Here is a 25,981-nt window from a genome sequence, read left to right as displayed (position 1 = left end):
CGCGTTCCGGAAAGCGCTCAAGCCTACATAATCTTTCCGGGAAAATCAAAGCCATACCGGGGGGATCCGCCATGCGAGACGTTTATGTGGTGGGAGTGCACACCATACAATTCGGCAAGTATCTGGAGCACAGCGTAAAGGACCTGGCAGCCATGACCTTCAAGGGCTGCCTGGAGGACGCGGGGCTGGAAAAGGACGACATCCAGGCTTTGTGGTTCTCCAATTCAGGCTGGGGCGATAAAGGCCAGGCCTGCATCCGGGGCCAGGTGGCCTTGCGGCATATCGGGCTGGACAAAATTCCCATAACCAATGTGGAAAACGCGTGCGCCAGCGCGTCCACGGCCTTGCACAACGCCTGGATGGGCGTGGGCTCGGGCTTGTACGACGTCGCCATGGCCCTGGGCGCGGAAAAACTGTACCACTCGAACCGGGCGGCTGTTTTCGCCGGATTTCTGGGCGGCATCGACATTGAAAACTGCGCGGACATCGTGGAGGGGCTCACCGACTTTCAGTTGAACGCGGACGATCTGCGCCAGATGAAGGAGTTCCAGGAAAGATACGCCGGCCCCAACGGTTCCGACAAAAAGTCCAAACGCAAACCCAAATTGCCCGCCCGCTTAAAGGGCCGGGCCAAGGACCTTTGGGATAACCTGACCGTGGCCATCCGCCTTGGGGAGGCCATCGGGTACGACAAGGTCCGCAAATTGGCGGCGGTAAATTCCGGCGATCATTCCCCCTTTATGGACGTGTACGGATTTGCCGCCCGCCAACACATGAAGCAGTTCGGCAGCACGGTGGAGCAACTGGCCGTGATCGCCTCCAAGAACCATTTCAACTCCACATTAAACCCCAACGCGCAATACCGGTTTGAGGTTAGCGTGGATCAGGTTTTGGCCGACCGTTTGGTGACGTGGCCCCTGACCCGGTCCATGTGTGCGCCCATCGGCGACGGAGCGGCTTCCGCAATAGTTTGCTCCGGCCCCATGGTCCGCAAGTTGGGCCTGCAAAAGCAAGCGGTCAAGATTCGCGCTTCGGTGCTGGGTTCGGGCATGGATCGGCCTCACGGGTTTGACCAGCCGGAAATCGGAGAGCGGCTTTCCAAAATCGCCTACGAAAAAGCCGGAGTGGGGCCTGAGGAAATCAGCCTGGCCGAAGTTCACGACGCCACGGCTTACGGAGAAATGCGCCAGGCGGAAAACCTGGGCTTCTGCCCGATCGGGGAGGGCGGGATTTTCGCCGAGTCCGGCGCCACCAAACTGGACGGACAGATTCCCATTAACACAAGCGGCGGACTGACTTCACGCGGCCATCCCATCGGCGCATCCGGGCTTGCACAAATTCACGAACTGACGGTTCAGTTGCGCGGACAGGCCGGAGACCGGCAGATTAACAACCCCAAGCTGGGCCTTGCGGAAAACGGGGGCGGCGCTTTGGGCGCTGAAGAGGCGGCCATGTGCATCCATATATTGGAAGCGCCGTCAACCTAAGGAGCAGGATGATGAACGAACAATTGCAGGAATTGAAATTTCTGGCCCAAAAGCTTCGGCTCGCCCGCCGGGGCATAGGCTCTTTCGTCAGGTTCCTGGGGACGGAAGCCAAAAGGGGAACACTCGCCGCCAACCTGGCCGGGCTGCGCCAGGGAGGCATGGCGCACGACATGTCCTGGGCGGAGCTGCTGGAGGAAAAAGCCACAAAGCACCCGGACCGGATCATGCTTCGCTATAAGGAGGAATGTTACACCTACAGGCAAATGGACGAGAACGCCAACCGCACGGCCAATTTCCTGCTGCAGCTCGGCGCCGAGCAAAAGGCGGGGCTGGGGATTTTCATGCGCAACTCGCCCCGCTTCCTGGACCTGTTTTTTGCAGCCCAAAAACTGGGCATGTACGTGGTGCCCATCAATTGCGAATTGCGGGGCGACGGCCTGCAATATGTGATCAACCACAGCGACATCAAATTTCTGGCCTGCGACGCGGAGCTGGCCGAACCGGTCATGATGGTCCGCGATCAGTTGAAAAGCCTTAAAAGCATTATTGTGGACGACGTGGAGGAGGAGGCCGGGGATTTTGGCATCCCCGAGGGTGTGGATCTTCTTTCCAAGGCCTGGCATCCGGTGGCGTCCACCCGCGATCCCCGCATCGGATATGCGGATCGCTCGGACAAGTGCATGATTATGTACACTTCAGGCACCACCGGGCGGCCCAAAGGGGTGGTGTACAAAGTGAATACATCCCGGGTGAAGCTGCTTTCCCTCATGGCGGGGGTGCTGCTGAACAAAAACGACGTGTATTACACGTCATTCTCCCTGGCCCACGGCAACGCCATGCTTTTGACGGTCACCCTTTCCATGGCCATGGGCGGAACCATCGCCCTGGCGCGCCGGTTCTCGGCCAGCCGTTTCTGGCATGACATCCGAAGGTTCGACGTCACGGTGTTCAACACCATAGGCTCCATCATCCCCATCTTGATGAAGCAGCCCGAAAGGCCGGACGACCGGGTGAACAAGGTGCGTTTCGTCCTGTCCGCCGCCTGCCCCACGGACATGTGGAAGCCCTTTGAAAAGCGCTTTGGAGTGACCATTTACGAAGGCTACGGCGCCGTGGACAGCGGGGGAAAGGGCATCATGAATTTCGGCACCGCGCCCGTGGGCGCTTTGGGCAAGCTGTCCAAGCGCATGGGCGTCACCCGCATTATCGACGACCAGGGCCGGGACTGCCCGCCCGGCGAGCCCGGGGAATTGATTTTTCAGGTCAAGGGGGACGGCCAGGGCGTGCCCTATTACAAAAACGAAAAAGCCACCAACGAAAAGGTGCGGGACGGCTGGATGTACACGGGCGACAAGGTCCGCACGGACAAACGGGGCTACGTGTATTTTGTGGGCCGGAATACGGAGTCCATGCGCAAGGGCGGAGAGAACGTCTCCGCTTACGAAGTGGAGCACGTGATCATGAAGCATCCGGCCGTGGAAGACGTTGCCGTTTACGCCGTGCCGTCGGACCTGGCCGAGGACGAAATCATGGCGGCAGTCAAGCTGGTGAACGGCGCGCCTTTCGCCCCCGGAGATCTTCGGGATTTTCTTTCCAACAAAATCGCCAAATTCGCCGTGCCCCGGTACGTACGGGTTGTGGAGGATTTTCCCATGACCAACTCGCACCGGATCATCAAACGAGTCCTGGAACAGGAAGGCGTAACGCCCGACGCATTCGACGCACTCAATCCTTAACCAGCCGCCCGGCGGCCCGCGAGGTAAACCCATGACATACCAACCCTGTACGCCGGAATACGCGCAATGCGCGCCGGACCTGAACGACGTGGCGGCCAGCCTGGTTTCCACCCATGCCACGCCCAGGGCCTTGATAAAGGAAACCCGGGAGGTGGTGGATTTAGCCAGACGATTCAACAAGGAGGTCGTCAGGCCGTACGTCCTGGAGCTCGACCGCAAAGTGCACGAAGACCCGGATTTTCTCCCTTGGGATTTTGTAAAAAAGGCCAACGACTGGGGCTTTTACACCATGTGGGTTCCCCGCCTTTTCGGCGGCAAGGGGTACTTCATGCACTCCATGAGCGCCTTTGTGGAGGAAATCGGTTCCGCCTGCGTAGGCATGGCGAACCTTATCGGCGTGCATTACCTGGGCATGGCCACTCTGGCGGCCACCTGGAACGCGCCGTTGATGATGAAAATCTTCCGGGACGTGGCCGCCGGGGAAAAAGCGGGCGATCCCCGCATCATCTCCCTGGCTATCACCGAGCCCGGCGCCGGCACGGACGTGGAGGAGCCGGACCTGATCGACAAGGGCAATATTACCTGCCACGCTAAAAAGGTGGACGGCGGGTATGTGGTCAACGGAACCAAGATTTTTATTTCCAACGGCCATTTGTCCAAGTGGCACGTGGTCATCGCTTATTCCGACCTGGACCTTCCCTCGCAAAACACCGTGTGCATGTTGGTGCAGACCGGCCAGAAAGGCTTTTCGTTCGGACGTCATGAGAAAAAAATGGGGCAGCGGGCGTGCCCGGCCAGCGAGCTGGTTTTTAAGGACTGCTTTGTCCCGGACAACATGGTCGCCCTGGATCCTGAACAAATCAAGGACTTGAAGCGGGACGCCAAGCACACCTTTCAGCAGGTTCTGGATTATGTGCTGGGCGCCACCCGCGCGGGCGTGGCCGCGTTTGCCACGGGCGCGGCCCGGGGAGCATACGAAGAAGCCCTGGCTTTCGCCAACGAAACCGAGGTGGACGGCAAGCTGCTTGCCAACCATGAATGGGCGCAATGCATGCTGGCGGAAATGTATAAGAACGTCAACCTGGCCCGGCTGGCCTATATGGAAACCAACCATCATAACGCCAGCTCCGGCATTTACAAGTCCATGCTTTCCAAGGGCATGTTCCAGTTTTCAAAATACGCGCCCCAGTTTTTCCTGGATAAAATCGCGCCGGCGCTTGTGGGAAACGGCCTGACAACCAAATGGCTGCGCAAGCAGAGCTTCGACAGTCAGCCCGAAGAAGAGTTGCACCGCACATCGGGATGGGGCTCGTTGGCCAAGTTCTCGGGTACGGACCTGGGCATGAAAAACTGCCATATGGCCCTGGAGCTTATGGGGCAGGCGGGATTGCGCCACGACCAAAGGGCGGAGAAGCATTTTCGCGACGCCAAGCTCTTGCAGATTTACGAGGGAACCAATCAACTGAACCGGTTAAATCTTTTCAAATGTCTGATCAGCCGGGCGTGTCCGCAGTCCTGCGTTTTTCACGACGCCTAAAACCCGGACGATGTTTCGTCCGCGCGCATACAGCAAGGAGGTCCTATGCTCTGCAGGGGGGATAAAGAACTAAAACTGGTGGACGGCGCTGCCACGGATTTCGCAGCCAAGGAGCTTGCGCCCAATCGTGAGGAATACGACCAATATCCGTTCGGTCCTTTTTGGGACAAGGTGGTAAAAAAGGCTTTTGGCCTGGGCTTTTTCCACGCCTCCTTGCCGGTGGAGCTGGACGGCATGGGGCTGGGGCTTTCGGGATTAAGCGTGATTCTGAAAAGCCTGTGCAGCCAGGACGCCAGCCTGGGCGGCATGATTTTTACCAACGCCCTGGCCCAGGAAATCATGCTCATCGCCAAGGCGGAAAAATTGTTTGAGGATAAAATCGCCCAGCAAAAGGACGCATTCGGCTTTTTACTGGCCTTCCCCTCCTTCAACAATCCGTCGGAAGTCCGGCATCTGGCCCAAGTGAAAAAAACCAAGCAAAAGGCAACGCTATCCGGCGAGGTTCCCTATGTGGTTCTTGGCGGGCTTGGCTCCTACGCGCTGCTGCCCGCCTGCCAGGGAAATGAACAGGATTTTTCCTTTTATCTGGTGGACTTGAAAGGCAAGGGCGTTTCCGTGAGCGAGCCCATTTTCAGCCTGGGCCTCCACGCCTGTCCGGCCGTGGACATATCCCTGGATAAAGCCCCGGCCCTGCTTGTGGGCAAGGAGGGCAAGGGCAAGGAATATTTCGACAAAGCGGCGGACCGCATGCACGCGGCCCAGGCGGCCATGGCCTCGGGAATCATGGAAGGGTGCTTTGCTGAAGCCCTGGCTTACTGCAAAGAGCGGGAGCAGGGCGGCCGGGAGATTGTGGACTGGTCCGAGGTGAAAATGATGTTGGCCAATATCGCCATTCAGGCCAAGTCGGCGGAAATGATGCTCTCCCGGGCGTGCGAGGCTGCGGATAACAATCAGCCCAAGTGGCAGGCGGCGGCCAGGGTCGCCGCCATCCAGGCGAGCGCCTTCGCCTGCGAGGCGGCAACGGACGGCGTACAGGTTTTGGGAGGGGTGGGGTACATGAAAGATCACGGCCAGGAAAAAAGGCTCCGTGACGCCAAGCAAATCCAGGCCTTGATGGGCATAGCTCCCATGAAAAAGCTCAAATACATGGATTCCCTGCTTGGCAAAGGCTGAATTCAGCTCTTTCCAATAGGGGGAGGGCGGAGGGCCTTCCCCCTTTTTCCCTGCCAATTAACCCACGCGGAGCATTGTATATGATCGTCGCCGGTTGCGATGTGGGGTCCCTGACTGCGGAAGCCGTCATTCTCAAGGACTCGCAAGTATTGACGTCAAAAATCATGGGAGTCCGGGCCACTGCCGAAAAATCCGCCGTATGCGTCATGGATCTGGCCTTGGCCCAGGCGGGCCTGAAATACAGCGACATTGACGCCTGCTACAGCACCGGATACGGACGCCAGGCCATTCCGTTCTCCCAAAAGAACATCAGCGAGATTTCGTGCCACGGCATGGGCGCTTATTGGGCGGATAACTCCATACGCACCATTGTGGATATCGGCGGGCAGGACTGCAAAGTCATCTCCATTGACGAAAACGGCTTGGTGCAGGAGTTCATCATGAACGACAAATGCGCGGCCGGCACGGGACGATGCCTGGAGGTGCTGGCCAAGGCCCTGGACGTGGAATTGCACGAGCTTGGGCCGCTTTCCCAAAAAGCGCGCAAGCCAATCAACCTGACCAACAAATGCAGCATATTCATGGAACTGGAGGTGATGCAGCACGTTTATAAAAAGCGGAAGGCCAGGGACATCGCCGCCGGAATAAACAACGCTGTGGCAAAACGGGTTGCGTCCCTATCAAAGTCCGTTCCATTAAAGCCGAACTTCGCCATAACCGGGGGCGTTTCCAAAAACGTGGGAGTGGTAAGCCGCATGGAAAAGCTGCTGGACGTCAAGTTCACGCCGTTGACTGTGGACCCTCAAATCATCGGCGCATTGGGCGCCGCCATTTTCGCCCAAAAGGAAAACGGAAATCATGATTAGCGCGGGAATCGACGTGGGGACGAGGTTCGTTAAGGCATGCATCGTCAAGGACGGCGAAGTGATGGGATGGGCCGGCCAGGATGTTTCCCGGGACATAGACCGGGTGATCGCCGGAGTTTATAAAAAGGCCCTGGAACAGGCCGGAATCAAAAAACGGCAGGTGAAAAAGCTGGTTTCCACGGGTTACGGTGCAAAGCTGGTTAAAAAAACGTCCTTTACCATGTCGTCGGATCGTTGTGCAGCCAAAGGCGCTTTCGCCCTGGACCCGACCATACGCACCGTGCTGGATTGCGGCGGCCTGTTCCTCACAGTCACAGCCATTGACGAGAAGGGTGTTTTTGAGAGAGCATTATCCAATGACAAATGCGCGGCGGGCAGCGGTAAATTTCTGGAGATGTCGGCCCAGGCCATTGAAATTCCATTTTCATCCATATCCCAATATGCGGAGCTATCCAGAGAACCTTACGTAATATCCAGCAATTGTGCGGTTTTCGCGGAAAGCGAGGTGATCACCCAAGTCAATCACGGCCGGAACAACACGGATATCATCGCCGGAGTGCTTCATTCCATCGCAGGCCGGGCCGCCACCCTTTTTGAAAGGATTCAGGCCCAAGACAATGTGGCCTTGGGAGGAGGATTGGCGGCGGTTCCCGCTTTCGCCGACCGGTTTGAACAAATGACGGAAAGAAAAACGGTCTCATTGCCCATGCCGCCCCAGAATTTTGGGGCTTTCGGAGCCGCCTTAATGGCTCAGCAGGGCGATCCTTTCAAGGAGGGGTCTAGGCGTAAATGAAAGGGAGGACCTGTGAACAATCCATCTACGGAAAACTTTGCGATCAGCCGGGCTGCGCTTCGGGCCTCCCGGTTTGGCGCCATGCTGTCGCGCTATCCCAGGGCCCTTGGCTGGGTGCGGCGTTTGATGCTGCCTCTTGCCATTCAAGACGAGAACTCGTTTAATAAACATTTCAGATTTTTCATTCTGCTGGCCGGCTGCGCCATGTCCGATCCCAAGGATTTGAAGGCGCTGGGCATACTCTCCAGGGATCTCAACGCCTATATGGAAAATGTCATGGACGAAGCCAGCGACAAGCCCATGGTTTGGTCGGAATGGAATCTGTCCAATGAAATTCTACGGGCTTTTGACGTACGCCAGTACGTGCCGGAAACCTTTGCCATCGTCTCCCAGATGGCGGGCTCGGACGCGGCCGTGGAAATGATTGAACGGGCTGAAGAGGAAGGCATGGCGCCCGAACATTGTTCGGCCGCCAAGACGGCCGTGGGAGCGCTGCTGGCCAACGAGGCGCCCAAGCCGGACGTCATCATTTCCAGCTCCCATCCTTGTGATTCCGTGGCGTCCAGCTATCAGACCCTGCAGTACATGACCAAGGTTCCCATGTTTGTGCTTGATACGCCCTACTGGGACGATGACAAATCCTTCAAGCATTACGAAAACAATCTCTGGGACCTCATCGCCTTTCTGGAAAAACACCTGGATCAAAAACTGGATTGGGACAAGCTCCGGGAAATCTGCGCAAACGTCAACCAAACCAATCATTATCTCCAGGAACTATCCGAGATGTCCAGGGCCGTGCCCTCCCCCACCAGCGTGGAGCCCTTGCTGCTTAGCTGGCTGGGGCGGATGGCGGCGTTTGGGTCGCCCAACGGCATGGAATTCGCCGAACTGGTGCACGCCAACGCCAGGGAGCGGCTCCGGAAAAAGCGAAGTTTCATCGAAAAAGAAAAGATCAGGATGATCTGGTACGACGTGCCCCTGGTATTCGCTCCGTTGTTTCCCTGGCTGGAAAAAAAGTTTGGCGCCGTGGTGGTTTCCGACTTCATGGGCCGCATTCAGACCGTGCCCATTGATACGTCATCCCCGGAAACCATGGTCCGGGATCTGGCCAAAACCCACCTGTACTGCACCATGGTCCGCCACACACGAGGCCCTGCAGAGTTTTACCTGGAGGAGTTCAAGAAGATCATCGACGAGTATTCGGGCGACTGCTTTATCTTCATGGGCCACCAGGGATGCAAGGGAGGTTGGGCGTTGCGCAAGATGTTCAGGGACGTTTGCCGGGAGGCCGGGCTGCCCAGCTTGTTCGTCAGCTCGGATATTTTCGACAAACGGCATGTCACGGAAGAGGAAGTCAAAAGGCAATTTGAGGATTTTTTCAGGAGCAACGGACTGGCATGAGCGATACTCTGGACATCATCAAAAAACTGGCTGAAAAAGACGTCAACGAATACATAACCCAAGCCGCGGACGAAGGGAGGAAAATACTCGGCTATATGTGCTCCTTCGTCCCCGAAGAAATCATCCACGCGGCGGGCATGGTTCCTTATCGTTTGAGAGCGGTCGGAAGCAAGGAAACCCGGCTGGGGGATACGTACTATTCCGCCATCAACTGCAGCTTGGTGCGCCATATTTTCGACAAGGCCCTGAACAGCGAGTTTGCGTTTTTAAACGGCGTGGTTTTCATGAACGGTTGCGATCACGCCAGGCGAATGTATGACAACTGGCGCAACGCATTCCAAACCCAGGGCCTGGGGCCGGAATTCCTCCATATGTTCGTGGCGCCGCACACGACCTCAGAGACTTCCTTTCAGCGTTTTCTCGACGAATTAAGGGATTTTTCGGATGTCCTGGAAAAACATTTTAACGCGGCCCTGACAACGGAAGCTCTCCAAAATTCCATAGCGATCTACAACCAGCGCCGAGAACTGCTTCGAGGCTTAAACGAAATGCGCAAGCTGCCCGAGCCGCCGATTTTCGGGGCTGAAATGCTGGCGGTGCAGTCGGCCATGACTTCGATTCCCGTGGAAAACGCCGTGGATTTGCTGGAACAGTTGACAATAGAGCTTCAAAACCGAAGAATAGACGGCGAGGGTAAGCTCCGCATTGTCCTGGCCGGAGGGGCCATGGAGGAAATCGAGCACATTCAAATGATTGAAAGCTGCGGCGCCATAGCCGTTGCGGACAACTTGTGCACGGGTGGAAGGCGCGCGGACGTATCCGTGGAGGAGTACGGAGATCCCATCGCCGCCGTTGCCAAACGCTATCTTTACGAAGTCTCGTGCCCGCGCATGATCGACGAATTCGACAAACGCTCCGCTTCGCTGGAAAAAATCATGAAAGACTATCGCACCGACGCGCTTATCACGGAAAAGCTCATGTTCTGCGACCTTTGGGGAGGCGAAAACTTTCTGCTCAAGCAGGAGTCCAAACGGCTGGGTTTTCCCATGCTCTCGTTGGAGCGGGAAATGTACGGCGGCGGGGAAGGCCAGATGCGCACCAGAGTGCAGGCCTTTTTTGAAATGGTCCGGAACAGGCAATCATAGCTGGCCGAATCCAGGCCGGAGGGGGTAAATATGACTCAGGAATACGAATACATCATCGTGGGCACCGGGCCCGGGGGCGCGCCCGTGGCCAGGGATTTGGCCAGGGCCGGCAAAAAAGTTCTTATGGTGGAAAGAGGGCCGCGCCACGAAAAGGCTTTGGGTTTTCCATTCGGCCCCAGAATTCTGGAGGGCCACGGCCTGTTCTGCCGGTCCATGGAAGGAGTGTTTATCGCCCGGGGCATTACCGTGGGCGGCTCGTCCATGGTGTATAACGGCAATGTGTTCAACCCGCCCCAACGGGTTTTCGAGCAAATGGGGCTGGATTTTTCCCAGGAAGTGCACGAGGTGCGGGATGAAATCGGCATTAAAACCCTGCCTTCCCATTTTTACGACCACTGCATCGGCGGCAAACGCATACTCCGGGCCGCCGAAGACATGGGAATCCACTTTCGGGAGCAGGACAAGTTCATCGATCCCTCCAAATGCAAAGTAGGCTGCGATTCCTGCATGCTGGGCTGCCCCCGGGGCGCCAAGTGGACCACCCGGACCTGGGTGGATCAGGCCGTTTCCAGCGGGGCGGAATTGAAGGTTTCGGCGCCTGTGGAGAAAATCCTTACGGAAGGGGGCAAGGCAAAGGGGGTCATGATCAAAGGCGGAGAAATTTTTCGCGGGGAAAAAGTGATCGTAGCCGCCGGCGGCGTGGGAACCCCTCGCATCCTGCTGAAATCCGGCCTGAAAAACGTAGGCGGCAGTTTCTACATGGACCCCATGGATATTGTGGCGGCCCAGGCCAAGGATCCGGGCCAGGGCGCCTGGAAGGAAATGTCCTTTACCCACGCCATCGAGGAATTCAAGGAGAGCGACCATTTTATCATAGGCAACATCTCCGCCCTGGCCGCCATCATGACCGGCTTCATGGCCCTGAACGTCTTGGGCAAAAACGTATCCCGGCTGCCTTACGCCAAACGAGGCATGGGGCTTTTCGTCAAGCTGGGGGACGAGCATCAGGGAAGGGTGTACGAGGATGGAAGAATCAGCAAGCCCCTGACCGACCTGGACAATAAACGCATGAAACGGGGCGTGGATCTGTCCAAGGACATCCTGATCAAGGCGGGCGCCGCCCCCTCGTCCATCGCCGTGGGGCGGGGCATCGGCGGCCATCCCGGCGGCACCGCCGCCATGGGCGAGGTCGTGGACGAGAGTTTTATGACGGAAATTGAAAACCTATACGTCTGCGACGGGTCCGTGCTGCCCCAATCGCCCGGCGTGCCGCCCTCCCTGACCATCATGGGCATGGGCAGATTGTTCGCCAAAATGCTGTTGGGCGAGGTGAAAGGGGAGGATAGAAAACCCCAAAGAGATGCGGCGGCTTAATATTTTGATGTCACACTACAAGTTGCTTCACAGCCCTGGCAGGTTACTGTCCTGCCAGGGCTGCCCTATTTTGGGGCTCCGCGAACTGGAATACCGGCTTTGCAGAACAGTTCACATATCGCAAGGCCATGAATTCCTGTCCCAAACCGTTCAAAGCATCTATACTAATTCAACAGGATCAAGCTATCATATTAAATGATTATATTTATTTTAAGAAAGAGTCGCAAATTACTTTGACATAAAACCCGCGTCTTTTATACACTGTCGGCAACTTTCAGGATCATGTTTAAACGTTTATGCATGAAGTTGAAGCACAGCATAGTCTTACCGACTATTTGATAATAATAACCATTCAATAAGGAGAAAAGGCAATGAAAGTGACCATCACAGGCCAATGCATGGGAGACCGCAACTGCAATAATCTGTGCCCCGAAGTTTTTGAGTACGATGAAGACGAACTGAAATCCATCGTCAAGTTCGACGAAATTCCCGAACAATACAAGGCGGTTTGCCGTCAGGCGGCGGATGAATGCGGCGCCGACGCCATTATTATTGAAGAATAAAACTCACAGGGTGGGGCGCTATGGGAAAATTCAGGGAAAGCCAAACAGCCAAGAATCTTTTGATTTCTTATGCTTTTGAGTCGCAGGCGACGACCCGGTACATCTTTTTCGCCAACAAGGCGAGGGAGGACGGCTACATCCAGATCGCCGGCATTTTTCAGGAAACCGCCAATCAGGAATGCGAGCACGCCTTGCGTTTCTTCAAGTTTTTCAACGGCGGAGAACTGGAGGTGACGGCGACCTTTTTAACCGGCGTGGTGAAAACCACGGAGGAAAACCTGCTGGCCTCGGCCGACCTGGAGCGTCACGTCCATACGGAGCTGTATCCCGGCTTTGCAAAAGTCGCCCGGGAGGAAGGCTTTCTCAAAGCCGCCGACTTCTGGGACGCCATATCCGTGGCCGAAGCCCAGCACGAAAAAAACTTTTTGGCTCTGGCGGAAAACATCCGGAGCGACCAGGTGATTCACAAGCCCAACAAATGCGTATGGCGCTGCTCGAATTGCGGTTACATTCACGAAGGCGAAAGCGCTCCCGACAAATGCCCGGCCTGCGTCAAGCCGGCGGGGTATTTCGAGCTTTTTGTGCAGAACTGGTAAAAAATGGGGTCAAGTCTACGTTTGACGTTTGGCATGAAAATAAGCGTTTCAAACGTCAAACGTAGACTTGACCCCTTATGTTCTTATGTTTTGAGGGAAGGCCAAGCGGCCCTCCCCTTTTTTTGCTTAGGCCGAGGCGTCTTTGTAGGTGTCTCGCAACTCGAACTTAAGCACCTTGCCCGAGACGTTTCTGGGCAGCATGTCCACAATTTCCAAAAGGCGGGGCCGTTTGTAGTCGGCCAGACGGGTTTCCAGGAATTCCCGCAATTCCTCGATGGTCAGGCTGGCGCCCGGGGTCAGGACCACCACGGCCATGACCGTTTCCCCCCATTGCTCATTGGGCACGCCGATAATCACGTTGTCCGCGATGGAGGGATGCTCGGCGATGGCGTCTTCCACTTCCTTGGAGTAGACGTTTTCGCCGCCGGTGATGATCATGTCTTTGGCCCGGTCCACCAGAGTGATGTATCCCTCGTCGTCCATGACGGCCAGATCGCCGGAGTGGACCCAGCCGTCAATGATGGTTGCGGCCGTGGCTTCCGGATTTTTGTAATATTCCCGCATGCAGGTTTCGCCCTTGATGCACAGCTCGCCCACCACGCCGGGTTCGGTGACGTCATTGTCATTCTCGTCAGCCAGGCGGCATTCCATGTTCACGATGTATTTTCCGCCGGCGCCTGCTTTGCGGACCTGTTCGCTGGGCTTGAGAGCCACGCCGCCGGGGCCTGCCTCGGTCTGGCCGCACATGCAGAAAAAATTCTCGCATTGGAATTTTTTGATCATCTGCTTGACCGCTTCCGCCGTCATGGGCGCGGCGCCGTATCCGTAAAAACGCATGGTGGAGAGGTCGAATTTTTCAAAGTCCGGGACTCCCATCATCATCATGTACATAATAGGGGCGCCGAAAAACTGGGTGACCTTTTCCTTTTCAATAAGCTGCAATATGCGGGTGGGTTCAAAATCCCGGTTGATGATATGAGTGGCCCCCATATAGGTGCCGGGGTTCAGGAACAGATTCAACTGGGCTGCGTGGAAAAGCGGAGCGGCGTTCATGATGATGTCGTCGGGGTTGATGCCCACCATGCTTGCCATGGAGCAGGTCAGCACCATCTGGTTATGATGGGTCAGCACCGCGCCCTTGGGCTTGCCGGTGGTTCCCGAAGTATACAGAATCATGGAGTCGTCATACTCATCCACGGCCACGCCGGGCTCGCTTACGTCGCCTTCTGCCATAAGGTCCTCCAGGGCCGGACAGGAGTCGTATCGCTCCTCGCCCATGGAGTAGATTCCCTTGATCTTGGGCAGCCGGGGCTTCATTTCCACCACGGCGGGCTCAAAAAAATCATTGAACAATATAAAGGTGGAGTCTGAATTGTCCAGAATCCATTCCGCCTCCCGGGGGGCCAGCCGGTAATTCACCGGAACCGCCACGGCGCCCGCCTTGACGGCGCCGTAAAAGGCAAATACGAAATTATCCGTATTGAGCTCCCACAGGGCGACCTTATCGCCTTTTTGAACGCCTTGCTTAATCAACTCGTTGGCCACCGCATTGACGCGCTGGTTCACCTGCGCCCAGGTGTAGCGCCGGTCATTATAAACCACTGCTTCCTTGGCGCCCACCATACGCGCATTTCTTGCAACCAAACCGCCTAAATCCATGTCACTTCCTCCTTCAAGACCAAATTGGGGTGTATAAAAGGACGTCTATCCATAACGCCCGTGGGGAAACGGAATAATTTGAATCCTGCCAGGTTATTCCGTTGTTTAAATTGACGGGTGTAAAACTGAATAATTAACCCTCAAATTCAGCATAGGGCTTTTTAGAATAATTGCCAAGCAAATTCCACACTGTCGTTGAATTTTTCGAAAACCCGCTAAAACAAAGGGCTAAAGCTCGTCGAGCGGTAAAAAAATTCTCCAAGGGCTTGAAGAAAAACCGCGCGTTATGTTAGTTTGTCTAAGCCTGTTTGTTTTATGAAAAATCAGGTGAAGACGCACCCTGAGGGAGGCTTGCCTGAACCTGAAAGGCGCGTTGCGGCTTGGCGTGGAGAAAGTATAGAGGGGGGAAGTCCGTTTTGTTTTATGCAGGTTGCGACGTCGGTTCTCTGACCGCCGAGGCCGTTATCATGGAGGACGGCCGTCTGCGTTCCTGGGCCATTCTGCCTGTTGGGGCGAGGACGGAAGATTCGGCGTATTCGGTAATGCGGCAGGCCTTGAAAGAGGCCGGTCTGACCATGGAGGGCCTGGCCTCGGTTTGCGCTACGGGCTACGGCCGTAAAAACATTCCTTTTGCACAATTCAACGTGAGCGAAATTTCCTGTCACGGCATGGGCGCGCATTGGTGCGATCCAAGCATTCGCGCGGTCATTGACGTGGGCGGCCAGGATTGCAAGGCCATTTGCCTGGATAGCCAGGGCCGGGCCGTGGATTTTGTCATGAACGACAAATGCGCGGCGGGCACGGGCCGCAGCCTGGAAATCCTCGCCCGGGCCATCAACCTGGGGCTGGAAGATCTGGGGCCGGTGTCGTTGAAATCGCGCCATCCGGTGAGGATCACCAATCGTTGCAGCATTTTCATGGAGTTGGAGGTTCTGCAGCATTATTACGGAGGACGAAAAATCCGGGACATCGCTCTGGGGATCAACCATGCCGTGGCCAAACGGGTGGCGTTTTTGGCGCAAGGCCTGGACATGACGCCGGGGTTCGCTCTGACCGGCGGGGTTTCCAAAAACGCCGGGGTGGCCAAAAGCCTGGAAAAAGCCCTGGGGGTTCGTTTTAGGCCCTTAAAGGTCGATCCTCAGTTGATGGGCGCCCTGGGCGCCGCGGTCCATGCAGGCGTCAAAGCAGGGGTGAAAGACTCATGATCACGGCGGGTGTTGATATAGGAACCCGGTTTGCAAAAATCTGCATCGTGGACGAAGGAAAAATCGTCAGCTTTGCAGAGAGCGGCGTGGATCGGAAGATAAGCCTTTTGATGCGCGATTTGTTTTCCCAGGCCTTGAAGGAAGCCGGAATCTCCAAGCGGGAGGTTGCCAAAACCAGCCTGACCGGCTATGGAGCAGGATTAGTGAAGATCCGCGGCAGGATTTTTTCCGAACCCCGTTGCATTGCGGCCGCAATCAAGGGAGAAGCCTGCCAAACCCGAACCGTAGCCGACGTGGGCGGGATATTCATCCATGCCGCGGTTGTGGAAAACAGGGGGCGCATTAAAAATTTCGCCTCCAACGAAAAATGTGCGGCCGGCGGAGGCAAATTTCTGGAAATGGTTTGCAAGGCCCTTGGGAAGGGCATCGCGGACTTGTCCCCCTGCGCGGCAAAGGCCAAAGCGCCCTATTCCATTACCAGCAACTGCGCGGTGTTTGCGGAAAGCGAAATAGTCAGCCAGGTCAATGCGGGCGCCCACCCCAACGATATTCTGGCGGGGGCGGTCAATCTCATCGCCTCCCGGGCGGCGACGCTCATAGAAAGAGTCGGCCTCGGCGGCGACGTCGTTCTGACCGGAGGCGTGCCGCGCATTCCGGCTTTTCAAAAGGCCCTGGAATCGCGTCTGGAAAAGCAAACCATTTTACCGGATTTCGCCCCTCAACTGGCCGCTGCTTATGGGGCCGCATTGTTGGCTTCGGAGTGAAGCCCCTCTAGTCAACCATGGGGCGTAAAAAAAATTGCAGCAAGCTGCCGGGAATTTTATCACTATAGAATAACAAATGGATATTTTTGAAGAAATACGCTCCTTGGGGCGAAAAACGCAAAACCCGTATCTTAAGGAGGCGCGCGCCAGCGGCCAGAAGATCATGGGGTATTTGTGCTCCTACGTTCCGGAGGAAATCCTCCATGCCGCGGGCTTCATCCCCTATCGCCTGAGAACCGTGGAAAGCCTGGGCACGGAAAAGGGGGATCTTTATTATTCGGCCCTGAATTGCTCGTTCGTGCGCCATTGCTTTGACAAGGCCGTGCGCGGGGACTTCGACTTTCTGGACGGAGTGATTTTTTTCAACGGATGCGACCATTCCCGGCGCATGTACGATAATTGGCGCGACCTGTACGCAGAGCGAAAGGCGGGCCCTGGCTTCTTGCACATGTTGATTGCGCCGCATAAAATCTCCCAAACCGCCCTCAACCGGTACACGGACGAACTGGCCAAGCTGGTCCGCGCCCTGGAAGAGTCGTTCGGCCTGAAAATTACCGATCAAAAGCTGCATAACTCCATCTGCTTGTATAACGAAAAACGCAGCCTGCTTGCCCAGATTTTAGCCATGCGCAAAGGGGACCAGGTTCCCCTCACCGGCGCGGAAAGCATTCGGCTTGTTTTGGCTTTGAACGCCGTTCCCGTGGAAAAAGCCGTCAGTCTTTTGGAAAAGATGATCGAGGCCTGCCAGGACAGGAACGTCGCCAAACCAGGCGACCTGCGCTTGTTCATGGCCGGAGGATGCATGGAGGAGGCGGACCACATGCAGTTGATCGAGGATCAGGGCGGGATCGTCGTGGCCGACAACCTGTGCCTGGGCGCCAGGTCCGTGCACACGCCCATAGAGGAGGACCTGCCTCCCATCCCGGCCATCGCACGGCGCTACCTCACCCACCTGTCCTGCCCGCGCATGGTCAACGACTTTTATTCCCGCAGCCAGTATTTTGAGGAAACCATCCGGGATTTTTCCGTGGATGCGGTCATCACGGACAAGCTCATGTTTTGCGATCTCTGGGGCGGGGAAGCCTTTTTGCTCAAGTCCGAAGCCAAGCGCCTGGGCATTCCCATCCTGACCCTGGAGCGGGAAATGCACGGGGGCGCCGCCGGCCAGGTTCAAACCCGGGTCCAGGCCTTTTTTGAAAAAATCGCCAACCTCACCCAGGACGACGCCTGACTCAAGGCAGCAAACCCTGCGCCCAATCGGGCAGGGGATCGGTTTTGATTTCAAAGCGGCTGGATTTCATGGTGAAGACTTGCGCAAATCGGTTGCCTGCCGAAGAATTGTCCAGAATCCAGGCTTCGTCCACCAACGGCAGGGAGGCCTTTACGTTCTCCAAGGTTCTGGGGATGCGGGCGCGGATTTTGTCCGCAGGCACATCATGGCCGCCTTCCAGGACGCGCTGATGCACGCGGGCCTCGTTCAGGCTTGGATCGAACAAATGGATGTAAACCAGGATGACCGTGTATCCCCTGGCTTTGGCCATGGCGATGAAGTCTATTTTGGATGGGTGGGAGAAGACGGTTTCAAAGCAAAAGGAAACGCCTTGGGCGATCAGATCCTCTCGGATATCGCCTGCAATGGTTGCCGCCTCGTAGCTCAACTTTTCCGGGGCGTCCGGGTCGATTGTTTTGGCTATCAAGTCTGCGTTGACAAAGGCCAGGCCGCGCTTGGCCAAATACTGACTATAGAAAGTGGATTTGCCCGCGCCGTTTCCCCCTGTCAAAATCCATAGCTGCTTTGCGGCGGTCATCAGAGGGCCTCGAACTTGCCGTTTTCAAACTTGCCTGTCTGCCGTTCACCTGTCTTGGCGTCCACCTTATCCAGATAGCCGGGATGGCTGACGCTGGCTTCAAAGTAAAAGGGCGCCGAGGAGACGGGCTTGTCCAAAAAGCCGCCAGCCCTGTCAGCCTCAAGCTCTGCAAACACCTCGCCGGAGTCGATTGGTCGGCTTGGCGTTGTTTCCAAACGGATTCCCTTCACCCCCTGGACCACGGCATAGGCGTCAGAGGCGCTGATCTTTGAGGCGATGGCCTTGCCCAGTTTCGCCCAATATTCCATCTGGCCGTTTATGGAGCGATGCTCCACCTTGGCGTGGCGCTGAGCTTGATTCACCAGGTTTTCGTCGAGTCTCAGGGATTTTGTGGCCATGGCCGCCTCCTAATGGTCATGATGTAATAAGCATCATTTTGATGCATTATACATCAAAATGATAGTCTCTCAGGGCCCTATTGTCAACCCCTCATCAGTACGGGGCGTTACTTGAGCAGCGGAATCAAAGATGCGAGCGCCTTCATTACCAAAGAATTCGGCGGCCCAGACCTGGGTTCCACCTTGCATTGGCGAAAAAGGGATAGCCGGAGACGGAAAATTGTTCCGGCAAATATGCCTATTCTCTCTCAAGAGCCTGATACTTGGCGGAATAAATGCCCTTAAAAGGGGAGGAAAGCGCCTCAAGTAAGAATATTTCCTTTCACAAAACAAAGGGTTTTGGCATAGTTACGGGTTGAGAGGACGGTTTCAGAGGGGCGGAGACCGCGTAATTTCTTTCAAAAGCCAAGCGTCTTTGTGGGCCGCCGGGCAAGGCGCCCCGGCTAATTGGCGGTTTAGAACAGATGGCTTGAGGTTGCACTACAATGGCTATTAGCAGACGCGCCGGCGTTAAAACCGGCGTGACCTTGTTGAATGACGAAAACGAGGCTGCCGCGGATCTTTTTGATCAGATTGCGCAGCCGGGCATGCATACGGTTCTGTTTTTTTGCTCGCCAAAGTACGACGCGGAAAGCCTTGGGTCCGAGCTTAAGAAGCATTTCTCGTGCAAGCTGCTGGGGTGCACCACAGCCGGCGAAGTTTCCTCTCAGGGTTATGTTGAAGGGGGAATAGTCGCCGTCAGTTTCTCCGGCGCTCATTTAAAAATCCACTCTTGCGGAATTCATCCTCTTAGCGGCTTTACTCTTCAGGACGCTCGAGAGATCGCCGATTCCATGAGAAATGAACTTGTCCTTTCCGATGAGTTTGACTCAAAGAACCTGTTTGGAATGCTTTTGGTCGACGGGCTGTCTTTTTTGGAAGAGCAGGTGATTTCGTATATCCACTCTGCTTTTCAGCCTGTCTCCATCATTGGAGGCTCCGCCGCCGACGGCTTTTGCCTTCAGGAAACCAAGGTTTGCATTGACGGCGAATTCATGACGGATGCGGCCGTATTGATCCTTGTCGAGACCACGGCGCCCTTTGCGGTTTTCAAGACCCAGCATTTGGAGCCCACGGACCAAAAAATGGTCGTCACCCGGACCGATCCCGCCAAACGAATTGTCTGTGAGATCAATGCGGAGCCCGCGGCCGAGGAATACGCCAGGATCTTGGGAATTCCCGCCTCCGAATTGGGCCCCGCCGTGTTTTCCAAAAATCCGGTTATGATACGCATAGCCGACAGCTGGCAGGTCCGGTCCATTAAATCGGTGAATCCGGATAAAAGCCTGTCCTTTCATTGCGCCATAGACGCAGGACTGGTTTTGACCTTGGCCAAAGGCTTTGACATTATTGCCAATTTAAAAGATGAGATCCGGCGATTGCTGAAAACCATCCCCGAGCCTCAATTGGTCATCGCCTTTGATTGCGCCTTCAGACGGCTTGAAATCATTGATAATGGGCTGAGCGGGCAATTTGCCGGGCTGGTGAAAGATATCCGCCTTGTCGGCTTTAACACCTACGGCGAGCAATTCAATTCGGTCCATGTCAACCAGACCTTGGTAGGCGTAGTCATCGGGGGTGAAGATGAGTAGGGTCGAAGAGTTGGAAAAACAAATCAAGGAAATGCAGCGCACGCTGGAAAAAAAGGAAATCATCCAAAAAGTGCTCATGGACCGGGTTGAACAAAGCATCAACTCATCGGGCAGCGCCTACACCTTGTTTGAAAACAACCTTGTCCTGCAGGAACAGGTCGATAAAAGGACGAAGGAGCTCCAAGAGGCGAACAGGGAGTTGCGAATAGAGATTGAAAACCGGCGGAAGGTGGAGAAGGAAAAGGAGCGTTTGATTTCCGAATTGCAGCAGGCATTGGCGGAAGTCAAGGTGTTAAGCGGCCTGCTGCCCATCTGCTCGTATTGCAAGGATATCCGCAATGACAAGGGATATTGGCAGAAAATTGAAACCTATATTGGGGATCACTCTTCCGCTCAATTCAGCCATAGCATATGCAACAAATGCATGAAAAAGCACTTGCCTGAATTGTATGAAAAAATGATGGAAGAGCAGAAAAAACCCTGATTTCAGATGCGCCCCGCAGGCAAGGCCCCGTCAACAAAGCGGCGCCGATAATTAAGACCGGTAATCAAACCTTTTCCGCCAGGGCTGCGGAGCACTCCCGAGCCTGGGAGACGATGCGCTCCATCAACTGCGCAACGGCGGGAGTGTCTTCGATCAGGCCGGTCACCTGGCCGAGCATCAACACGCCGTTTTCCGTATCGCCGTATTCCATGCCCTGTTGCATGGGGCCCCAGGCGTTGGCCAATCGGGCCAGGGCCACGGCTTTGCCGATTCCCTTGGCAACGGCCAAAAGCAGAATGCCGGCAGCCAGCTTGAGCCAGGGGAGGCCGTAGGACTTGGCCGCCGCGCGGGAAGTCCACAAAGCCCGGATAAGGATAAACCGGCCTTTGATCAAGCGCGTCGCCCCTTTGGATTGCATGACCCGGCATGGGATGCCGTCCACCTTGTCGGAGTACAGGGTGTCGTGTACGGTTTTAACGCAGGAAACCTCTTTGACCGCGCTATGCACCGGGCTTTCCAGGGTGTTCATGAACCGGGTGCCCATGGCGATGGCGTCGGCGCCTAGGGCCAGGGCGGCTGCAAGGCCTCTTCCGTCTCCAAATCCCCCGGCCGCAATGACCGGAATGCCTACCGAGTCGGCGATGCTGGGAACCAATACCAGAGAGGCGGCTTCGCCCCCGTGGGCGGCGGCCTCGTGGCCGGTGACAATCAACGCGTCGGCGCCGTCCCGCTCCGCCGCCTGGGCGTGCCGGAGGTTCACCACCGTGGCAATGGCTTTGCCGCCGTATTCATGGACCTTTTGGCAAATCCAGTCCCCCTTTCCCAGGGAGTAATTCACCGCCGGGACCTTTTCCTCAAACAGCACATGCGCCTTTTCGTCCGCCCCCGGTATGAGCAGGGGCACGTTTGCCCCAAAGGGTTTGTCTGTAAGTTCCCGGATTTTGCGGATCGATTCACGCAGGCTGTCCGGGCTCAAGTCTCCCGTGGCCAGGATGCCTAAGCCTCCGGCGTTGCATACGGCGGCGACAAGCTCCGGGGTGCTGATTCCGGTCATGCCGGATAGAACGATGGGATATTGGATTCCCAGCATCCGGGTAATCTTGGTGTTCATAGCGGATTTTCTTGGAAATATGGTTGAGTAAAACTTAAGGCCTTAAAAAAGCAAAAGCGTCAGGATTGGAACTCCGTAATCCATTTACGCACTTTCAATAACTCTTCGCGCCACCCTTCGGAAATGCGTATTATTATAAAATGCTTAAAAATATTATGGATTACAGTTATGGGCTTTTCCAAGAGCGCGGCTTTTTCGATGATCGCCCCTTCCATTTCGTCCACCACGCGCACCGGCGCGGTGGGCGGGGTCTTGAGCGTGCTGAAGGCCATGGTCTCGCCGTTTAGATTAAAGGTCCATTTCTGCTCCCCGATTTCCATGACCAGGTTGACGTCTTTCACCTGGGCGCCTTTTTTCAGGGCCAGCACGCCTTCGTCCATTTGGGCTGCGTCGCCCTTGATGGTCACACGCTCCACGTCTTCGCGCTGGCGCTTTTCCAGCACGATCCGATTGCCGACGTACAGGACGGCGGGCTCGCCCGCGGCTTTGGCGATCTGGTCGGGATCTTCTTCCGTGGCCCACCAAAGCCAGGTCAGGAACTCCAGCCCCAAAAAGGAATATCTTTTAAATGAAACAGTTACGTCTATCATAGATCACTCCACAAATAATGCAGGGGATACGGTGGAAAGCCGGTCCAGGTCCGATTCGCCGAGGCCGCAGGTCAACTCCGCTTCGGTGAACGGGAACAGGGGGATGAGGGAGACTCCGAAGCTCTCGAAGAAGAGGGCTTCCAACTCCTCCTTGACCGCGCCTTGGGTGGAAAAGAGCCAAAGCATGTTCTCCTCCACGTTCCACAAAATGTCGTAGACGTTGGGCGTGGCCGGTATGCGGGAGTAAAGCACCAGCTCCACGTGCTCGCGGATCTGCTTTTTTTCCTCCTTGGACAAAAAATCCCGGCCGGTTTCCGCCTTGCGCTTTTCCATGTCAATGGTGCACTGCATTTTGACCACCTTGGAAGGCAGGGTCTTTTTGTCAATGCGCAGGCTGAACACGATGTGCGGCCCCACCACAAAGGAAGATCCCGACAAATCGGGCAGATACGGCCGCTCCAGGCTGGTCCAGCCCACGTTTTTCTCCTGGGCTTCGGAGCCGGCCTCCATGATTGTACGCTTTTCCAACCCGTTCCTGATGGTTTCCAAAACCGGGTCTTCTAACTTGCCGTTGACCAGGTATCTGGTCACTGCTGCGGAAGATGATAACAGGCCCATTTTTTCTCTCCTGATGTGTGGATTTTAACCCGGCCGAACTATACCGTTTCCCTGGTTCTTGCACAAGACCCATTTTTTTTCAGGCTCCTCTCTCAGGCTTCGGGCAAGTTGCAATTCGCCCCCTGGTATAGTATTTATTCAGTCCAGCTAATATCAGTTTCTAACAATTCCGTCTGCCTGCAGACGGGGAAAGCCGCTATGGGAGCGACAGAAGGAGGTGGCATCATGAGCACGAAAAGGGTGGAACGCATTCTCGACATATCGCCGGAACTTAAAACCATACTCCTTTCTACAGAATCGCTTGAAAACAAAAAAGACGCCATCCGAAGCTACTTGAGCAGAATGCTCATTTCCGCCTTTGAAGACGATCGCCAACTCCCTCCCTTGGAGTGGATTTTAGTCACGGACGCGGTAAAAACCTTTAAGTCGCTTATTTCAGCCCGCAGCGAACGCCTTTCCGGGTTCAGTTTTTTAGGATGCCTGGACGATTTGATCCACAGGCCGGAACAAGTCAAGCCGAAACCCCAAAAGGGCTTTTACGCGGAAGTGGAGGCCCTTTTCAGAGGCGTGGCCGGAAAAGCGGGAATCTATAAGGAGAAAGCCCCGAGCTTCATAAAATACTCCGGAGAACGCGCCGCCAGACTGCGCTCCGCCGACCTTTCCCGCATGGCCGCCAAGGCCGAGGAGTTCATGGAGCGTTATCCCTGCGGCCTGGATGAAGACGCCGTTCGCAGGCGATACCGCAACAAGCAGCGCATCCTGGACTATTTCAACGCCACCGGTTTGGAATGGGACGATTGGAAGTGGCACGTCAAGCATATCATTCGGGACGAAAAAGTCCTGGGCGACCTGATCCGGTTGACCGACAGGGAAAAACGGGCTATCGCCCTGGCCAGGGAGCGGCGGATTCCCTTTGGCGTTACGCCCTATTACGCCTCCCTCATGGATGAAAAGGAAGACAGGAAGCGGGATTACGCCGTGCGCGCCCAGGTCATACCGCCTTTGAATTACATCGAAAAACTGTGGGAAGCCAGGCAGCGCTCCGAGGCCTCCATGGATTTCATGCTGGAAAACGACACCTCGCCCATCGAGGGAATCACGCGGCGCTACCCCATGATCGTGATTTTAAAACCCATCCTCACATGCCCGCAGATTTGCGTGTATTGCCAACGCAACTGGGAGATTGAGGACGTCTATTCCCAGACCGCAGCCCTGTCCCAGAAAAAATTGGAACGGGCCATCCAGTGGATCGCAGACACGCCGGAAATCCGAGAGGTTCTGGTGACCGGCGGAGATCCCTTTTTGTTGTCCAATTCCCGGATCGAAAACCTGCTGTTCCGATTATCCAGCATCAAGCATATCGAAAGAATCCGCATAGGAACCCGCACTCCCGTGACCCTGCCCCAGCGAATCACCGAATCCCTGGCCCGGGATATCGGGCACTTTCATGAGCCGGGCAAGCGGGAAATCACGGTGATCACCCATTTTGAGCATCCTTACGAAATCACGCCCAACGCCATGGAGGCCGTGCAAAAAATCCGCCGTTTAGGCATGTCCGTGAAAAATCAAATGGTGTTCACCACCTTCAATTCCCGTAAATTCGAGGCGGCCGTCCTGCGCCACAAGCTGTCGCTCATCGGCGTATCCCCCTATTACACCTTCAATACCAAGGGCAAGGAAGAAACCAAGGATTATCGCGTGCCCCTGGCCCGGCTCCTCCAGGAGCGCGCCGAGGAAGCCCGCCTCATGCCCGGAACCGTGCGCACCGACGGTGTGGTTTTCAACGTGCCCGGCCTGGGCAAAAACGACATCACGGCCATGCAGCACCACAGCGTGTTGTCCATCCTCCCCAACGGCCGCAGAGTCTACGAATTCCACCCATGGGAGAAGAAGCTCTCCCTGGCGGACACCTACGTGTACACGGACGTTTCCATCCACGACTACCTGCAGAAGCTAAAAGCCTGGGGGGAGAATCTGAACGACTACAAGACTATTTGGTATTATTACTAATTTTTAGTTTTGATGGATTTCAAACGGGTTCGGGAATCAAAACAGACTCGCGAGAATATGATCAACATTGGACCGGGCGCTGGTTATTCCAACGCTGAGGGAATCCTGCGTCATCACGGCAAAAAAAGTGCGCTATCGCGCCCCGGCAGAATACTGCCCTGCTGCGGCTGGCCCAAGAAAGCTGCTATAAGGCATGAATTCAGAACGATGGATCCCCGTTTCCAGGGGGTCTGAGTTAGATGGGACACGATTCTTATTTCAGCAGTTATGGAGACGGTATGCATCCTTACGGAAGAGATAGGGTCATGTCCCCCTAACTCTTCCTAATCAGATCGTCATTCCCGCAAGGGCGATCCGCTTTTCAAAATCGTCCGCAAGCCTGAACCCGGCGTCGTTTCTGCATTTGTATTAATGGTCTGCTACTGCCACACGCCCAGGACTTCGTACCCGGCGTTTTCCAGGGCCTGGCGGATGGCGTCCTGGCCGTTGGCTGACAGGCGGAAATAATAGATGTTTTCGTGCGTGCGGTGCGGGGCCAGGCCCACGCTGATAACATGCCCGCCGGTCTGCTGGATGATGGTGGAAACCTTGGCGAAGGCGTCGGGCTCGTCCCCGACTCTGACGTCCAGGCGCACGCTGTGGGTGAGGATGCCCATCATCTCCACGAACGCCCGCAGGATGTCCGTGACGGTGATGATGCCCAGGAGGCGATTGTTGTCGTCCACCACGGGCAGGCCGCCGATCTTCTTGCGATAGATAATTTGCGCTGCATCTTCCACGTCTTCGTCCGGCTTGACCGTGACGGGATTTTTAATCATGAGATCGGTCAGGGAGAGATCCCCGAGCATGGAGGGTATCAAGCCTTGTTTGAGGTCGGAAAGGGTGACGAACCCGCGCAGGACGCCCCCCTTTTCCACGACGGGCAGATGCCGGATGGAATTCCCCTGCATCAGTTTGATGGCCTCTGAAATGGAGGCGTTGACGTCCACGCACAAAGGGTTCTTGACCATCAGGGATTCAATCCGCATCTGT

At 55.8% G+C, this 25,981-nt stretch carries 24 protein-coding genes; 17 read left to right on the top strand and 7 right to left on the bottom strand.

The annotated features are described in order from the left end of the window. Positions 1-71 precede the first annotated feature (71 nt). The 11 genes from BUE18_RS04120 to rbr all read left to right on the top strand — a co-directional run bounded on the left by BUE18_RS04120 (position 72) and on the right by rbr (position 12,671). Complete coding sequence (locus BUE18_RS04120) at positions 72-1,487, top strand: thiolase family protein (protein WP_073473131.1); 1,416 nt, start codon at positions 72-74, stop codon at positions 1,485-1,487. Further along, a complete protein-coding gene (locus tag BUE18_RS04115; RefSeq protein WP_244549278.1) occupies positions 1,454-3,223 on the top strand; it encodes an AMP-binding protein in 1,770 nt (589 codons plus the stop codon). The genes BUE18_RS04120 and BUE18_RS04115 overlap by 34 nt, the downstream gene beginning before the upstream one ends. A 31-nt stretch (positions 3,224-3,254) precedes the next feature. After that, positions 3,255-4,760, top strand: coding sequence for an acyl-CoA dehydrogenase family protein (locus BUE18_RS04110; protein WP_073473128.1), 1,506 nt, complete (start codon positions 3,255-3,257; stop codon positions 4,758-4,760). A 45-nt stretch (positions 4,761-4,805) separates the two neighbouring features. Continuing rightward, a complete protein-coding gene (locus BUE18_RS04105) occupies positions 4,806-5,933 on the top strand; it encodes an acyl-CoA dehydrogenase family protein (RefSeq protein WP_073473125.1) in 1,128 nt (375 codons plus the stop codon). Between the two features lie 80 nt (positions 5,934-6,013). Next, positions 6,014-6,799, top strand: a complete 786-nt coding sequence (locus tag BUE18_RS04100; protein WP_073473123.1) for an acyl-CoA dehydratase activase — start codon at positions 6,014-6,016, stop codon at positions 6,797-6,799. Further along, positions 6,792-7,592 carry an acyl-CoA dehydratase activase gene (locus tag BUE18_RS04095; protein WP_073473120.1) on the top strand — a complete coding sequence of 267 codons (801 nt, stop codon included), beginning with the start codon at positions 6,792-6,794 and terminating at the stop codon, positions 7,590-7,592. The genes BUE18_RS04100 and BUE18_RS04095 overlap by 8 nt, the downstream gene beginning before the upstream one ends. A 12-nt stretch (positions 7,593-7,604) precedes the next feature. Next, a complete protein-coding gene (locus tag BUE18_RS04090; protein ID WP_073473117.1) occupies positions 7,605-8,993 on the top strand; it encodes a 2-hydroxyacyl-CoA dehydratase subunit D in 1,389 nt (462 codons plus the stop codon). Then, positions 8,990-10,138: a 2-hydroxyacyl-CoA dehydratase subunit D gene (locus BUE18_RS04085; RefSeq protein WP_073473114.1), complete on the top strand. Its 1,149-nt coding sequence runs from the start codon at positions 8,990-8,992 to the stop codon at positions 10,136-10,138. Before BUE18_RS04090 ends, BUE18_RS04085 begins: the two co-directional genes overlap by 4 nt. A 30-nt stretch (positions 10,139-10,168) precedes the next feature. Beyond that, positions 10,169-11,512: a GMC family oxidoreductase N-terminal domain-containing protein gene (locus BUE18_RS04080; protein ID WP_073473112.1), complete on the top strand. Its 1,344-nt coding sequence runs from the start codon at positions 10,169-10,171 to the stop codon at positions 11,510-11,512. A gap of 371 nt (positions 11,513-11,883) precedes the next feature. Next, a complete protein-coding gene (locus tag BUE18_RS04075; protein WP_015948578.1) occupies positions 11,884-12,075 on the top strand; it encodes a ferredoxin in 192 nt (63 codons plus the stop codon). A 20-nt stretch (positions 12,076-12,095) separates the two neighbouring features. Next, on the top strand, positions 12,096-12,671 hold the full coding sequence (rbr, locus tag BUE18_RS04070) for a rubrerythrin (RefSeq protein ID WP_073473109.1): 576 nt from the start codon (positions 12,096-12,098) through the stop codon (positions 12,669-12,671). A gap of 126 nt (positions 12,672-12,797) precedes the next feature. Here rbr and BUE18_RS04065 read toward each other — a convergent pair whose 3' ends face one another. Beyond that, positions 12,798-14,330, bottom strand: coding sequence for a class I adenylate-forming enzyme family protein (locus BUE18_RS04065; protein ID WP_073473106.1), 1,533 nt, complete (start codon positions 14,328-14,330; stop codon positions 12,798-12,800). 416 nt (positions 14,331-14,746) lie between these two features. Between BUE18_RS04065 and BUE18_RS04060 the strand changes: the two genes are divergently transcribed. The 3 genes from BUE18_RS04060 (at position 14,747) to BUE18_RS04050 (ending at position 17,530) form a co-directional block, all read left to right on the top strand. Beyond that, positions 14,747-15,535, top strand: coding sequence for an acyl-CoA dehydratase activase (locus tag BUE18_RS04060; RefSeq protein WP_073473104.1), 789 nt, complete (start codon positions 14,747-14,749; stop codon positions 15,533-15,535). Further along, positions 15,532-16,299 carry an acyl-CoA dehydratase activase gene (locus BUE18_RS04055; protein ID WP_073473101.1) on the top strand — a complete coding sequence of 256 codons (768 nt, stop codon included), beginning with the start codon at positions 15,532-15,534 and terminating at the stop codon, positions 16,297-16,299. The genes BUE18_RS04060 and BUE18_RS04055 overlap by 4 nt, the downstream gene beginning before the upstream one ends. A 76-nt stretch (positions 16,300-16,375) precedes the next feature. Continuing rightward, complete coding sequence (locus BUE18_RS04050; RefSeq protein WP_073473099.1) at positions 16,376-17,530, top strand: 2-hydroxyacyl-CoA dehydratase subunit D; 1,155 nt, start codon at positions 16,376-16,378, stop codon at positions 17,528-17,530. A 1-nt stretch (position 17,531) separates the two neighbouring features. Here BUE18_RS04050 and BUE18_RS04045 read toward each other — a convergent pair whose 3' ends face one another. Next, on the bottom strand, positions 17,532-18,107 hold the full coding sequence (locus tag BUE18_RS04045; protein ID WP_073473096.1) for an ATPase: 576 nt from the start codon (positions 18,105-18,107) through the stop codon (positions 17,532-17,534). Next, positions 18,107-18,505 carry a TA system antitoxin ParD family protein gene (locus tag BUE18_RS04040; protein ID WP_073473094.1) on the bottom strand — a complete coding sequence of 133 codons (399 nt, stop codon included), beginning with the start codon at positions 18,503-18,505 and terminating at the stop codon, positions 18,107-18,109. Before BUE18_RS04040 ends, BUE18_RS04045 begins: the two co-directional genes overlap by 1 nt. A 485-nt stretch (positions 18,506-18,990) precedes the next feature. Between BUE18_RS04040 and BUE18_RS04035 the strand changes: the two genes are divergently transcribed. After that, positions 18,991-20,136 (top strand): FIST N-terminal domain-containing protein, encoded by a 1,146-nt coding sequence (locus BUE18_RS04035; protein ID WP_073473091.1) that lies wholly within the window; start codon positions 18,991-18,993, stop codon positions 20,134-20,136. Next, positions 20,129-20,620 (top strand): mediator of RNA polymerase II transcription subunit 21, encoded by a 492-nt coding sequence (locus BUE18_RS04030; protein ID WP_073473089.1) that lies wholly within the window; start codon positions 20,129-20,131, stop codon positions 20,618-20,620. Before BUE18_RS04035 ends, BUE18_RS04030 begins: the two co-directional genes overlap by 8 nt. Before the next feature lie 64 nt (positions 20,621-20,684). Here the strand turns inward: BUE18_RS04030 and BUE18_RS04025 are convergent, their stop codons facing one another. The 3 genes from BUE18_RS04025 to rdgC are packed head-to-tail and all read right to left on the bottom strand — an operon-like array spanning position 20,685 to position 22,939. After that, positions 20,685-21,752: an NAD(P)H-dependent flavin oxidoreductase gene (locus BUE18_RS04025; RefSeq protein ID WP_280173691.1), complete on the bottom strand. Its 1,068-nt coding sequence runs from the start codon at positions 21,750-21,752 to the stop codon at positions 20,685-20,687. Between the two features lie 38 nt (positions 21,753-21,790). Further along, a complete protein-coding gene (locus BUE18_RS04020; protein ID WP_073473083.1) occupies positions 21,791-22,321 on the bottom strand; it encodes a hypothetical protein in 531 nt (176 codons plus the stop codon). 3 nt (positions 22,322-22,324) lie between these two features. Beyond that, positions 22,325-22,939, bottom strand: a complete 615-nt coding sequence (gene rdgC, locus BUE18_RS04015; RefSeq protein WP_073473080.1) for a recombination-associated protein RdgC — start codon at positions 22,937-22,939, stop codon at positions 22,325-22,327. Positions 22,940-23,164: 225 nt separating this feature from the next. Between rdgC and BUE18_RS04010 the strand changes: the two genes are divergently transcribed. Further along, positions 23,165-24,949, top strand: coding sequence for a KamA family radical SAM protein (locus BUE18_RS04010; RefSeq protein WP_073473078.1), 1,785 nt, complete (start codon positions 23,165-23,167; stop codon positions 24,947-24,949). A gap of 419 nt (positions 24,950-25,368) precedes the next feature. On the opposite strand, the gene BUE18_RS04005 is transcribed toward BUE18_RS04010, so the two are convergent. Then, a complete protein-coding gene (locus tag BUE18_RS04005; RefSeq protein WP_073473075.1) occupies positions 25,369-25,977 on the bottom strand; it encodes a CBS and ACT domain-containing protein in 609 nt (202 codons plus the stop codon). Between the last annotated feature and the right edge of the window lie 4 nt (positions 25,978-25,981).

It is taken from the genome of Desulfatibacillum alkenivorans DSM 16219 (assembly GCF_900142135.1).
GTDB lineage: Bacteria > Desulfobacterota > Desulfobacteria > Desulfobacterales > Desulfatibacillaceae > Desulfatibacillum > Desulfatibacillum alkenivorans.
The sequence above is the reverse complement of the archived record's forward strand: the minus strand, read 5'-3'. Positions and strand labels throughout refer to the sequence as shown.